Genomic DNA, 14,206 nt, shown 5'->3' with positions numbered 1-14,206 from the left:
CGGCAACCCCGGGGTGCTCAGAATGCTGCTGGTGTCCTCCCGGCCTGTGTCCTGGGTGAACACCGCGTTCCCCTTCGCGGCAGCCTACTTCCTCACCGTGGGAACCATCGACGTCGCCCTGGTGATCGGGACGCTCTACTTCCTGATTCCCTACAACCTCGCCATGTACGGCATCAACGACGTCTTCGATTACGAGTCGGACCTCCGCAACCCCCGCAAGGGGGGCATCGAGGGGGCGGTCCTCGACCGCCGGTTCCACCGCATCACCCTGTGGGCGGCGGTGCTCACCAACGTGCCCTTCCTGGTCGCGTTGCTCCTGCTCGGACACCCACTATCGGCACTGGTGCTTGCCATCAGTGTGTTCGCGGTGATTGCCTACAGCGCGCCGGGGCTGAGATTCAAGGAACGGCCGTTCCTCGACTCGGTCACGTCGAGCACCCACTTCGTCAGCCCGGCAGTGTTCGCCCTGGTCCTCGCCGATGCCTCCTTCGATGTCGCACTCTGGGCGGTGCTGGGAGCATTCTTCCTCTGGGGGATTGCCAGCCAGGCCTTCGGCGCCGTCCAGGATATCCAGGCCGACCGCGACGGCGGCATCGCCTCGATTGCCACAGTGCTGGGCGCCCGCGCGGTGGTCCGGTTCGCCGTCGTCGTCTATCTCGTCAGCGGGCTCCTGATGCTCCTCGCGCCGTGGCCGGCCACCCTCGGGGGACTGCTGGCGCTGCCGTACGTGCTGAACATTGCGCGGTTCATCAACCTCAGCGACGAGAACTGCGAGGAAGCCAACCGGGGCTGGAAGCGCTTTATCAGGTTGAACTTCCTCACCGGCTTCCTGGTGACTATGCTTTTGATCTGGATGACCCAGCGGGGCTGACCCGGCGGATAACGTATACCACACACCGGCTGGACACGGCGGGCGCACTCGCGTAGAGTAGATATTTGCGTCTTTCCTCTTAACCTCAGCCTTCATATAGCGGTGGGCTTTGTCTTGCATCAGTCATTTAACGGCAGATTATCTTCTCCGGTCCTTGACGGCAGGCATTTGGTTCGCACACACAATCCCCGCGTTGATACGCGGTGGCAGTGCAAAGAGGGCGGATATAGCTGAACAAGCCTGAAGGTCTGTGGAAGGATCCCTCTTGGTCGCCTCGAGCACCTCTAATAATGCAACCGCTACCAGCCAGGTCGACGCCGATAGCGTCGCCCCCCGGCTTTCATTCGCAAAGATTCACGAACCGCTGGACGTTCCTAACCTCCTTGCGCTCCAAACCGACAGTTTCGACTGGTTGGTAGGAAACGAGCGCTGGAAGGCGCGCGTGCAGGAAGCCCTGGAGCTGAAGCTGCAGGGTGTGGCCTCCACATCCGGCCTTGCTGACATCTTTGAAGAGATCTCCCCCATCGAGGACTTCCAGGGCACCATGTCCCTGAGCTTCTCGGAGCCGGAGTTCGCTGATCCGAAGTACACCATGGCTGAGTGCAAGGACCGCGACGCAACGTACGCGGCTCCGCTGTATGTCAAGGCCGAGTTCATGAACAACAACACTGGCGAAATCAAGCAGCAGACAGTGTTCATGGGCGACTTCCCGCTGATGACGGAGAAGGGCACGTTTGTCATCAACGGCACCGAGCGTGTCGTCGTTTCACAGCTGGTCCGTTCGCCGGGCGCCTACTTCGAGCGCACCGCCGACAAGACCAGTGACAAGGACATCTTCAGCGCGAAGATCATCCCGTCACGCGGCGCCTGGTTCGAACTCGAAATCGACAAGCGCGATCAGGTCGGCGTCCGCCTCGACCGGAAGCGCAAGCAGTCAGTCACTGTGCTCCTGAAGGCACTGGGCTGGACCGAGGGCCAGATCCTCGAAACTTTCGGCGACTACGACTCCATCCGCGCCACCATGGAGAAGGACACCACCGAAACGCAGGAAGACGCGTTGCTGGACATCTACCGGAAGCTTCGCCCGGGAGAGCCACCCACGGTTGAGGCAGCCAAGACGCTGCTCGACAACCTGTACTTCAACCCCAAGCGCTACGATCTGGCCAAGGTCGGCCGTTACAAGATCAACCGCAAGCTCGGTATCGACAAGAACCTTGACGACAAGGACGCTTCGGTCCTGAACATTGACGACATCGTCGCAATGATCAAGTTCCTGGTGGCCCTGCACGCCAACGAGAAGACTCTCACCGGTAAGCGCGACGGCGGCGACGTCGAACTGCGCGTCGAGGTCGACGACATTGACCATTTCGGCAACCGCCGCATCCGCGCGGTCGGCGAGCTCATCGAGAACCAGGTCCGCACTGGCCTTTCCCGCATGGAGCGCGTTGTCCGCGAACGGATGACCACCCAGGACGTTGAGGCCATCACGCCTCAGACCCTGATCAACATCCGTCCAGTAGTTGCGGCAATCAAGGAGTTCTTCGGAACCTCCCAGCTGTCGCAGTTCATGGATCAGAACAACCCTCTGGCCGGTCTGACGCACAAGCGTCGCCTGTCAGCGCTGGGCCCGGGCGGTTTGTCCCGTGACCGTGCAGGCATGGAAGTTCGAGACGTTCACCCGTCCCACTACGGTCGTATGTGCCCGATCGAAACCCCTGAAGGCCCGAACATTGGCCTGATCGGTTCGCTGGCCTCCTACGGACGCATCAACACGTTCGGCTTCATCGAAACCCCGTACCGCAAGGTTGTCGGCGGAATCGTTACGGAGCAGATCGACTACCTCACCGCCGACGACGAGGTGGAGCGCCTGATCGCACAGGCGAACGCCCCACTCGACGGCAAGGGTAACTTCATCGAACCAACGGTTCTGGTGCGTACCCGAGGCGGTTCGGGCGAGCCCGTGCTGGTCGAGGCCATCGAGGTCGAGTACATGGACGTTTCCCCGCGCCAGATGGTGTCGGTGGCCACGGCCATGATCCCGTTCCTCGAACACGATGATGCGAACCGTGCCCTCATGGGTGCGAACATGCAGCGTCAGGCTGTTCCCCTGCTCCGTTCCGAGCGTCCCCTCGTGGGCACCGGCATGGAGAAGAACGCAGCAGTTGACGCCGGTGACGCTGTCACCGCCGTCAAGGCTGGCGTTGTCAAGGAGGTCTCAGCCGATCTGGTGAGCATCCTCAACGACGACGGCACCGAGACGAACTACCCGATCATGAAGTTCGCCCGCTCCAACCAGGGCAACGCCTACAACCAGCGCGTGCTGGTTTCCGAGGGTGACCGGGTTGAGTACAACACGATGATTGCTGACGGTCCGTCAACTGATCAGGGTGAGCTCGCACTGGGCAAGAACATGCTTGTTGCGTTCATGTCCTGGGAGGGCCACAACTTCGAGGATGCGATCATCCTCTCCCAGCGCATCGTCTCCGACGACGTCCTGACCTCGATTCACATCGAGGAGCACGAGGTTGACGCCCGCGACACCAAGCTTGGTGCCGAGGAAATCACCCGCGACATCCCGAACGTCTCCGAAGAGGTTCTGGGGGCCCTGGACGAGCGCGGCATCATCCACATCGGTGCTGAGGTTGAAGCCGGCGATATCCTCGTGGGTCGTGTCACCCCCAAGGGTGAGACTGAACTGACCCCTGAGGAACGCCTGCTGCGCGCCATCTTCGGTGAGAAGAGCCGCGAGGTTCGCGACACCTCACTGAAGGTTCCCCACGGCGAGTCCGGAACGGTCATTGGGGTGCGGATCTTCGATCGCGACAACGACGACGAGCTGCCCCCTGGTGTCAACCAGCTGGTCCGCGTCTACGTTGCGCAGAAGCGTAAGATCACCGACGGCGACAAGCTGGCCGGGCGCCACGGCAACAAGGGTGTTATCTCCAAGATCCTTCCGATCGAGGACATGCCGTTCATGGAGGACGGAACCCCTGTTGACATCGTGCTCAACCCGCTGGGCGTACCAGGCCGAATGAACGTCGGCCAGGTCCTGGAAATCCACCTCGGTTGGGTGGCCAAGCAGGGCTGGAAGATCGACGGCGAGCCGGAATGGTTGAAGAACCTCCCGAACCTGCCCCGCGAAAGCGGTTCGACCACCGTTGCAACCCCCGTCTTCGACGGCGCAACCGAGGACGAAATTGTCGGTCTGATGAAGTCCACCAAGGAAACCCGTGACGGAAAGCGCCTTATCGGCGAATCCGGCAAGGCGTTGCTCTTTGACGGTCGCTCCGGCGAGCCGTTCCCGGACCCCATTTCGGTCGGCTACATGTACATCCTGAAGCTCCACCACCTGGTGGACGACAAGATCCACGCCCGCTCCACCGGACCGTACTCCATGATCACCCAGCAGCCGCTGGGTGGTAAGGCACAGTTCGGCGGACAGCGCTTCGGTGAGATGGAAGTCTGGGCCCTTGAGGCCTACGGCGCCGCCTACACGCTGCAGGAACTTCTGACCATCAAGTCGGATGATATCCATGGCCGCGTCAAGGTCTACGAGGCGATCGTGAAGGGCGAGAACATCCCAGAACCGGGTGTCCCCGAATCCTTCAAGGTGCTGATCAAGGAAATGCAGTCGTTGTGCCTGAACGTGGAAGTACTCTCCACGGACGGAACCACGATAGAGATGCGTGACTCGGATGAAGAAGTCTTCCGGGCCGCGGAGGAACTGGGTATCGACCTGTCACGGGCCGAGCCAAGTTCTGTCGAAGAGGTTTAGTTCACCCGAACCGGTGTTCGAAAAGCGGCCAACGAAATTTCGTCGGCCGCGGACGGCCTAGAAATATTAAAGGCCGCTCCCTCGAACACCGGTCCGGTTGGCGCCGGTGGTCACCAGGTCTGCGAAGACCAGTGACACCGTGAACGCCTCCTCCCCGCCCCTTATGAAGACTTCAAGAATTTAGAGAACAAAGAGAGAACAGGGACCATATGTCCAGCGAATCCTCCTTCGGCCTCATGCGAATCGGCCTTGCCACTGCGGACGAAATCCGTGGTTGGTCTTTTGGCGAGGTCAAGAAGCCGGAAACCATCAATTACCGTACCCTCAAGCCTGAGAAGGACGGCCTTTTCTGCGAGAAGATCTTCGGACCTTCCCGCGACTGGGAATGCTACTGCGGTAAGTACAAGCGCGTCCGCTTCAAGGGCATCATCTGCGAGCGGTGTGGCGTTGAAGTCACCCGTGCGAAGGTACGCCGTGAGCGCATGGGCCACATCGAGCTTGCAGCTCCCGTCACCCACATCTGGTACTTCAAGGGCGTCCCCTCGCGCTTGGGTTACCTGCTCGACCTGGCACCGAAGGACCTCGAAAAGGTCATCTACTTCGCCGCCTACATGATCACCGCCGTCGACGAGGAAAACCGTCACGCCGAACTGCCGAACCTCCAGGCTGAGCACGATCTGGAGAAGAAGCAGATGATCGACCAGCGTGACTCCGACATCGCCACGATCGCCAAGGACCTTGAGGATGAGGTTGCCCGGCTTGAGGGCGAAGGCGCGAAGGCAGCCGAGAAGAAGAAGGCACGCGACTCCGCCGACCGCCAGATGGCCAACGTGCGTAAGCGCGCTGACATCGAGATCGAGCGCTTCGAGCAGGTCTGGGACCGGTTCAAGAGCCTCAAGGTCGCTGACCTTGAAGGCGACGAGGGCCTGTACCGCGAGCTGCGCGACCGTTACGGACTGTACTTCGAGGGCTCCATGGGTGCCGAAGCGATCAAGAAGCGCCTTGAGAACTTCGACATGCCAGCCGAGGCCGAGCTGCTTCGCGACATCATCCAGAACGGTAAGGGTCAGCGCAAAACGCGTGCCCTGAAGCGCCTAAAGGTTGTCAACGCGTTCCTCACCACGACCAACAGCCCGCTGGGCATGGTGCTCGACGCCGTTCCCGTGATCCCGCCGGAACTGCGCCCCATGGTCCAGCTGGACGGTGGCCGTTTCGCAACCTCCGACCTCAACGACCTGTACCGTCGTGTGATCAACCGCAACAACCGCCTGAAGCGCCTGCTCGATCTCGGTGCACCCGAGATCATCGTGAACAACGAAAAGCGGATGCTCCAGGAAGCTGTTGACTCCCTCTTCGACAATGGTCGTCGTGGCCGTCCGGTCACCGGACCGGGCAACCGTCCATTGAAGTCGCTCTCTGACATGCTCAAGGGCAAGCAGGGTCGTTTCCGCCAGAACCTTCTGGGTAAGCGTGTCGACTACTCGGGACGTTCGGTGATCGTCGTCGGCCCTCAGCTGAAGCTGCACCAGTGTGGTCTGCCCAAGCAGATGGCGCTGGAACTCTTCAAGCCGTTCGTGATGAAGCGCCTGGTTGACCTCAACCACGCGCAGAACATCAAGAGCGCCAAGCGGATGGTCGAGCGGTACCGCCCACAGGTTTGGGATGTTCTCGAAGAGATCATTACCGAGCACCCAGTGCTCCTGAACCGCGCGCCTACCCTGCACCGGTTGGGTATCCAGGCGTTCGAACCGCAGCTGGTTGAAGGTAAGGCCCTTCAGCTGCACCCACTCGTTTGTGGCGCGTTCAACGCTGACTTCGACGGCGACCAGATGGCAGTTCACCTGCCGCTGAGCCCAGAGGCCCAGGCCGAGGCGCGCATCCTGATGCTCTCCTCGAACAACATCCTGAAGCCTTCGGACGGTCGCCCGGTGACCCTGCCCTCGCAGGATATGATCATCGGCCTGCACCACCTCACCACCAAGCGTGAAGGTTCAGCCGGCGAAGGTCGCGTGTTCACCACTCCCGCCGAAGCCATCATGGCCTTCGACATGGGTGTACTGCACCTCAACTCCGTAGTCCGGATCCGTATCCCACACTTCGTGCCCAGCGCGGACGTGGCTGCACCGGAAGGCTGGGTCGAAGGAACCCCTGCGCTGATCGAAACCTCACTCGGACAGGTGCTGTTCAACGACACCCTGCCCGCTGACTACCCCTGGGTAGAGAAGGTTGCCGACAAGGGACAGTTGTCCACCATCGTCAACGATCTCGCCGAGCGGTACCCGAAGGTGGTCACCGCGGCAACGCTGGACAACCTGAAGGACGCCGGTTTCTACTGGGCAACCCGTTCCGGTGTCACCGTGGCAATCTCCGACATCTCCGCGCCGATCAATAAGGCCGGCATCATGGAGGTCTACGAAAAGCAGGCCGCCAAGGTTCAGTCCCAGTTCGACAAGGGCCTGATCGCTGATGAGGAACGCCGCCAGGAACTGATCGACATCTGGAACAAGGCCACCAATGAGGTAGCCGAGTCCATGCGCGGCGCCATGCCGAAGGACAACACCATCAACCGTATGGTGTCCTCCGGTGCTCGAGGCAACTGGCTGCAGGTTCGTCAGATCGCGGGTATCCGTGGTCTGGTGGCGAACCCCAAGGGTGAGATCATCCCCCGTCCGATCAAGTCCTCGTACCGCGAGGGCCTGTCGGTGCTGGAGTACTTCATCGCAACCCACGGTGCCCGTAAGGGTCTTGCCGATACCGCACTGCGTACCGCCAACTCGGGTTACCTGACCCGTCGTCTGGTGGACGTGTCGCAGGACGTCATCGTTCGCGAAGACGACTGCGGTACCGAGCGTGGGCTGAACGTCACCATTGCGGTGCCGAACAGTGACGGCGAGCTGGTCCTGCACGAAGAGGTCGAGAACTCCGCCTATGCGCGGACCCTGGCCTCCGAGGTACTGGACTCCAAGGGCAAGGTGCTTGCTCCGGCAGGCTCCGACGTCGGCGACGTTCTCATCGGCGAGCTGTTCGCTGCCGGTGTGACCGACATCAAGGTGCGCTCCGTGCTCACTTGCGAGTCGAGCGTCGGCACCTGTGCCCTCTGCTACGGCCGTTCGCTGGCTACCGGCAAGACCGTTGACATCGGTGAGGCAGTCGGCATCATCGCCGCACAGTCGATCGGTGAGCCAGGCACGCAGCTGACCATGCGTACCTTCCACACCGGTGGTATCGCCTCGGCGGAAGATATCACCCAGGGTCTGCCCCGTATCCAGGAGCTCTTCGAAGCGCGTACCCCCAAGGGTGTCGCTCCGATCTCCGAGGTTGCGGGACGGGTCAACATCGAGGACGGCGAGAAGCAGCTTCGGCTGGTTGTCACGCCCGACGACGGCTCCGAAGAAATTGCCTACCCGGTCCTGCGGCGTGCACGCCTGCTGGTCACCGACGGTGAGCATGTTGAGGTGGGACAGCAGCTGGTATTCGGTGCCGTCGATCCGAAGCAGATCCTCCGGATCCTCGGCCCCCGTAAGGCCCAGGAATTCCTGGTCGACGAGGTACAGACCGTGTACCGCAGCCAGGGTGTGGGTATCCACGACAAGCACGTCGAGGTGATCGTTCGCCAGATGCTTCGCCGCGTCACGGTGATCGAGTCAGGCGAGTCGACCCTTCTCCCCGGAGAGCTGGCCGAACGCCGTCGCTTCGAGGACGAGAACCGTCGCGTGGTGTCCGAGGGCAAGAAGCCCGCGTCAGGCCGTCCTGAGCTCATGGGTATCACCAAGGCGTCGCTCGCCACCGAATCGTGGCTGTCGGCCGCGTCGTTCCAGGAGACCACGCGTGTTCTCACGCAGGCCGCCATGGAAGGCAAGAGCGATCCTCTGCTGGGTCTGAAGGAAAACGTGATCATCGGTAAGCTGATCCCGGCTGGCACCGGTCTGGATCGTTACACGAAGATCACCGTTGAACCGACTGAGGAAGCGAAGGCCAACCTGTTCACCGGCCCTAGCGCCTTCAGCGACTTCGACTACGCAGGTGTCGAGGGTTCGATGGCACCAGAGTTCCACGCCATCCCACTGGACGACTACGACATGGGTTCCGAGTTCCGCTAAGCGAAACACTCGCTATGAGGCACTGACCAAGCAGGCCCCGCGCACCCTCGGGTGGGCGGGGCCCGCTGCGTTAACCGGGGGAGGGCCACGAGACGCCCGGGGTTCCAGAGCGCGTCGTGGCCACCACCTGATCTCTGGTAAGGTAGTAGGTAATTGTTTGTGTGGCAGAGGATCGGCGCCCTAGCGGGCGTATCTCCGCGTTGTAGGGAACTTGTACAACGAATGCCACATTTTCGCACGCCTACGGTCAAGTCGCGACGGCTTACAGATGTGGGTTCGGCGCAAACGACAGTCAATATCTCTAGACATTACGGAGAACGCAGAAGTGCCTACTATCAACCAGCTGGTCCGCAAGGGCCGGACACCTAAGGTCGTCAAGACCAAGGCGCCCGCATTGAAGGGCAGCCCCATGAAGCGCGGCGTTTGCACCCGCGTTTACACGACTACCCCCAAGAAGCCGAACTCGGCGCTCCGTAAGGTTGCCCGCGTGCGCCTCAACGGCGGCATCGAAGTTACCGCTTACATCCCAGGTGTCGGTCACAACCTTCAGGAACACTCCATCGTGCTGGTGCGCGGCGGTCGTGTGAAGGATCTGCCCGGTGTCCGTTACAAGATCGTCCGTGGTGCGCTTGATACCCAGGGTGTCAAGAACCGCAAGCAGGCTCGTAGCCGCTACGGCGCGAAGATGGAGAAGAAGTAATGCCACGTAAGGGCCCGGCCCCTAAGCGGCCGCTAGTTGTAGATCCCGTCTACGGTTCCCCTCTGGTCACTCAGCTGATCAACAAGGTTCTCGTTGACGGCAAGAAGTCCACAGCAGAACGCATTGTCTACGGAGCACTCGAGGGTGCCCGTGCCAAGAGCGGCGGCGATCCTGTCGCAGCGCTAAAGAAGGCTATGGACAACGTCAAGCCTTCCCTGGAGGTTCGTTCCCGCCGCGTTGGCGGCGCGACCTATCAGGTGCCCGTCGAGGTCAAGCCAGGCCGCTCTATGGCTCTGGCCCTGCGGTGGCTCGTTGGCTACTCGAAGGCGCGCCGCGAGAAAACCATGACTGAGCGTCTCATGAACGAGATCCTGGATGCGTCCAACGGTCTCGGTGCAGCTGTGAAGCGCCGCGAGGACACGCACAAGATGGCTGAGTCAAACAAGGCCTTCGCACACTACCGCTGGTAACCAGACTCCGACTTCTACGAACCCAAGATTTAGGGAGACACCGTGGCACAGGACGTGCTTACCGACCTTAACAAGGTCCGCAATATCGGCATCATGGCCCACATCGATGCTGGCAAGACCACTACTACCGAGCGCATCCTGTTCTACACGGGTGTCAACCACAAGATCGGTGAGACGCACGACGGCGCCTCCACGACTGACTGGATGGAACAGGAAAAGGAACGCGGCATCACCATCACGAGTGCCGCGGTGACTTGCTTCTGGAACAACAACCAGATCAACATCATCGACACCCCCGGCCACGTCGACTTCACCGTTGAGGTTGAGCGCTCACTGCGCGTCCTCGACGGTGCAGTAGCGGTGTTCGATGGCAAGGAAGGCGTAGAACCGCAGTCCGAGACCGTCTGGCGCCAGGCCGACAAGTATGAAGTTCCCCGCATCTGCTTCGTCAACAAGATGGACAAGCTGGGCGCTGACTTCTACTTCACCGTCGACACCATCATCAGCCGTCTCGGCGCCAAGCCGCTGGTCATCCAGCTGCCAATTGGTGCAGAGAACGACTTTGAAGGCGTCGTCGACCTGGTCGAGATGCGCGCACTGACCTGGCGCGGTGACTCCAAGGGTGACGTCACCATGGGTGCCAAGTATGAGATCGAAGAGATCCCTGCTGACCTCGTGGAGAAGGCAAACGACTACCGGGCACGTCTGCTCGAAGCCGTTGCTGAAGCTGACGACGAGCTCATGGAGAAGTACCTTGCCGGCGAAGAGCCCTCCACCGCGGAGATCAAGGCTGGAATCCGTAAGCTCACCATTGCCTCGGAGATCTACCCGGTGCTGTGTGGCTCGGCGTTCAAGAACCGCGGCGTGCAGCCTATGCTCGACGCAGTTGTTGACTACCTGCCGAACCCGCTCGATGTTCCCCCGATGATCGGTCACGATCCTCGGGACGAGGAAGTTGAACTGACTCGTAAGCCGAGCACCGAAGAGCCGTTCTCGGCTTTGGCGTTCAAGGTAGCTACCCACCCGTTCTTCGGACAGTTGACGTTCATCCGCGTGTACTCCGGTCAGATTTCTGCCGGTACCCAGGTGACCAACTCCACGAAGAACAAGAAGGAGCGCATCGGCAAGCTGTTCCAGATGCACGCCAACAAGGAAATCCCAGTCGAGGAAGCCCTTGCCGGTCACATCTATGCAGCGATCGGTCTGAAGGACACCACCACCGGCGACACGCTGTCGGACAGTTCCAACCAGATTGTTCTTGAGTCGATGAGCTTCCCGGATCCAGTGATCTCGGTTGCGATCGAACCCAAGACCAAGGGCGACCAGGAGAAGCTTTCAACGGCTATCCAGAAGCTCTCCGCTGAGGACCCGACCTTCCAGGTCTCCCTCAACGTAGACACCGGTCAGACCATCATTGCTGGTATGGGCGAGCTTCACCTCGACATCCTGGTGGACCGGATGCGCCGCGAATTCCGAGTCGAGGCCAACGTGGGCAAGCCCCAGGTTGCTTACCGCGAAACGATCAAGCGCGCAGTTGCCAAGCACGATTACACCCACAAGAAGCAGACGGGTGGATCGGGCCAGTTCGCGAAGATCCAGATCGCCATCGAGCCGATGGAAGTTGAAGATGGCGTCCTGTACGCGTTCGACAACAAAGTCACCGGTGGACGTATCCCTCGCGAATACATCCCCAGCGTCGATGCGGGCATCCAGGATGCCCTTAACGACGGCGTTCTTGCCGGCTACCCGGTTGTCGGCATCAAGGCTGTGCTGCTTGACGGCGCCTACCACGACGTTGACTCATCCGAAATGGCGTTCAAGATTGCCGGCCGGATGGCGTTCAAGGAAGCCGCACGGATGGCTAACCCTGTCCTGCTCGAACCGTTGATGGAAGTTGAAGTCCGCACCCCTGAGGAATACATGGGTGAAGTAATCGGTGACCTCAACTCCCGTCGTGGCCAGATGCAGTCCATGGAGGACGCAAGTGGTGTCAAGGTCATCAAGGCCATGGTTCCACTGTCGGGCATGTTCGGATACATCGGTGACCTGCGGTCGAAGACCCAGGGACGTGCCGTGTACTCGATGAAGTTCGACAGCTACTCGGAGGTTCCGAAGGCTGTAGCCGACGAGATCATCCAGAAGACCCGCGGCGAATAGCCCGAACGTAGACCCGCCAACGGAGCCATCCGGTTCCTGCGGTATGCAGTAATTTCATCAAAGTAAAAGCCCCCAGTAGACTTGCAACAGTTTCAGCCGCGAACAGCGCGGCTGGGAAGCAAATCTTCTCAAAACGTTCTAGGAGGAACCCGTGGCGAAGGCAAAGTTCGAGCGGACTAAGCCGCACGTTAACATCGGAACCATCGGTCACGTTGACCATGGAAAGACGACGTTGACGGCTGCCATTTCCAAGGTGCTGTACGACAAGTACCCCAATCTCAACGAGGCACGCGACTTCGCGTCCATCGACTCGGCCCCCGAGGAGAAGCAGCGCGGCATCACCATCAACATCTCGCATGTTGAGTACCAGACCGAGAAGCGCCACTACGCACACGTAGACGCTCCCGGCCACGCTGACTACATCAAGAACATGATCACCGGTGCTGCACAGATGGACGGAGCAATCCTCGTGGTTGCTGCGACCGACGGCCCGATGGCTCAGACCCGCGAGCACGTTCTGCTCGCCCGCCAGGTTGGCGTTCCCTACCTGCTGGTCGCGCTGAACAAGTCCGACATGGTCGACGACGAGGAGCTTCTTGACCTCGTCGAGATGGAGGTCCGCGAGCTGCTCAGCGCGCAGGGCTTCGACGGCGACGAGGCACCAGTGGTGCGCGTTTCCGGCCTGAAGGCACTCGAAGGCGATCCTGAGTGGGTCAAGTCCGTTGAGGAACTGATGGATGCAGTCGACAACAGCGTCCCGGATCCAATCCGCGACAAGGACAAGCCATTCCTGATGCCTGTTGAAGACGTCTTCACCATCACTGGCCGTGGCACCGTTGTTACGGGCCGGGCCGAGCGTGGAACCCTGAAGATCAACTCGGAAATCGAGATTGTCGGTATCCGTCCGATCCAGAAGACCACCGTTACCGGTATCGAGATGTTCCACAAGCAGCTCGACGAAGCATGGGCAGGCGAGAACTGTGGTCTCCTGCTCCGCGGAATCAAGCGCGAAGATGTTGAGCGTGGACAGGTTATCGTCAAGCCGGGTTCAATCACCCCGCACACCGATTTCGATGCCAACGTCTACATCCTGGCAAAGGACGAGGGCGGGCGTCACAACCCGTTCTACTCCAACTACCGTCCTCAGTTCTACTTCCGTACAACTGACGTAACCGGTGTCATTACTCTCCCCGAGGGTACTGAAATGGTTATGCCTGGCGACAACACTGAGATGACCGTTGCGCTCATCCAGCCAATCGCTATGGAAGAGGGCCTCGGCTTCGCTATCCGCGAAGGCGGCCGGACCGTAGGTTCAGGACGCGTTACCAAGATCATCAAGTAACTCTTCCCGAGTCACTGAAGAGAGGCCCCGCTGCATCGCAGCGGGGCCTTTTTTTGCGTGAGTCTCCAGCGGTGGCTCGACGTTTGCGCAGCACATATCGGCAAACGCCCCCTAATCCAGCAGGCGTCCCACGAATAACCGCAGCGCATGCCGAATAGTGCTGCGCGGGTGTTTTTCGGCGGCAGGAGCTGAGTGGTGGGGTGCCTGGCGGAGGGGCGATATCAACATAACGACAACGTCGGCTCCTGTCCGGGTGCAGGACCGCAAGACTCGGGGTATGAGTCGACTACTGGAACTGAGGCATCACTTGAGAACTTCGACTGAGATGGCGCTTCAAGGCATAGACCGGTTCCTCGGCGTGTGCACATACAACAGGAGGGTCGGCGTTCCAACAGATCGCGGAAGGACATCCGCCGTCATTTCACTGAAGGCTATACGCCGGACATGTACGGCTGGATGGCCTGCGTGCGACCTCCTTGGACTACACGCTTCTTGCTCTGGCCACCGAGTCAACCTTTGCCAGCGCCGTCGTCGCACTGGATGACTCACTCCGGCGAAACAGAACTGATGCTGCGCGGCTTCGAACAGCCGCAGCACGTCTTGGGTCGGCGGCATCGAGGAAACGAATGGACAAGGTGCTGGCCTTTAGCGATCCGGCATCGGGCTCACCTGTCAGCGGCCATGAAAAACTGCCCATAGGCGGCCACGGAACTGCCCACTGATGGCCAGTAAAACTGCCCGCCGGTGGCCATGGGATCTGCCCACTTCTTTACTGGATCGACCGCGCTTGC

General features: G+C 60.5%; 7 protein-coding genes. All 7 read left to right on the top strand.

All coding sequences use genetic code 11. The annotated features are described in order from the left end of the window. Positions 1-22: 22 nt before the first annotated feature. The 7 genes from IWX62_RS13810 to tuf all read left to right on the top strand — a co-directional run bounded on the left by IWX62_RS13810 (position 23) and on the right by tuf (position 13,415). Complete coding sequence (locus IWX62_RS13810; RefSeq protein ID WP_196842075.1) at positions 23-871, top strand: prenyltransferase; 849 nt, start codon at positions 23-25, stop codon at positions 869-871. Positions 872-1,136: 265 nt separating this feature from the next. After that, the gene (rpoB, locus tag IWX62_RS13805; protein ID WP_196841995.1) at positions 1,137-4,646 is read left to right on the top strand and encodes a DNA-directed RNA polymerase subunit beta; all 3,510 of its coding nucleotides are present in this window, start codon (positions 1,137-1,139) and stop codon (positions 4,644-4,646) included. A gap of 209 nt (positions 4,647-4,855) precedes the next feature. Next, entirely contained in the window at positions 4,856-8,746 is a 3,891-nt protein-coding gene (locus IWX62_RS13800; protein ID WP_196841994.1) for a DNA-directed RNA polymerase subunit beta', read from the top strand. A gap of 325 nt (positions 8,747-9,071) precedes the next feature. Further along, positions 9,072-9,446, top strand: a complete 375-nt coding sequence (gene rpsL, locus IWX62_RS13795) for a 30S ribosomal protein S12 (RefSeq protein ID WP_019481488.1) — start codon at positions 9,072-9,074, stop codon at positions 9,444-9,446. Continuing rightward, entirely contained in the window at positions 9,446-9,916 is a 471-nt protein-coding gene (gene rpsG / locus IWX62_RS13790; protein WP_019481489.1) for a 30S ribosomal protein S7, read from the top strand. Before rpsL ends, rpsG begins: the two co-directional genes overlap by 1 nt. Positions 9,917-9,958: 42 nt before the next feature. Continuing rightward, on the top strand, positions 9,959-12,073 hold the full coding sequence (fusA, locus tag IWX62_RS13785) for an elongation factor G (protein ID WP_196841993.1): 2,115 nt from the start codon (positions 9,959-9,961) through the stop codon (positions 12,071-12,073). Positions 12,074-12,224: 151 nt separating this feature from the next. Then, positions 12,225-13,415: an elongation factor Tu gene (gene tuf, locus IWX62_RS13780; protein WP_196841992.1), complete on the top strand. Its 1,191-nt coding sequence runs from the start codon at positions 12,225-12,227 to the stop codon at positions 13,413-13,415. Positions 13,416-14,206: the final 791 nt, after the last annotated feature.

The sequence above is a fragment of the Arthrobacter sp. CAN_A1 genome, from assembly GCF_015751665.1.
GTDB lineage: Bacteria > Actinomycetota > Actinomycetes > Actinomycetales > Micrococcaceae > Arthrobacter_D.
Note: the sequence above shows the minus strand (reverse complement) of the source record. Positions and strands in the feature narration are given on the sequence as shown.

Bases quoted from the DNA above. Each gene is read 5' to 3' on its own strand.
- IWX62_RS13810 (WP_196842075.1), top strand. From the start codon at position 23: ATGCTGCTGGTGTCCTCCCGGCCTGTGTCCTGGGTGAACACCGCGTTC.
- IWX62_RS13800 (WP_196841994.1), top strand. From the start codon at position 4,856: ATGTCCAGCGAATCCTCCTTCGGCCTCATGCGAATCGGCCTTGCCACT.
- rpsG (WP_019481489.1), top strand. From the start codon at position 9,446: ATGCCACGTAAGGGCCCGGCCCCTAAGCGGCCGCTAGTTGTAGATCCC.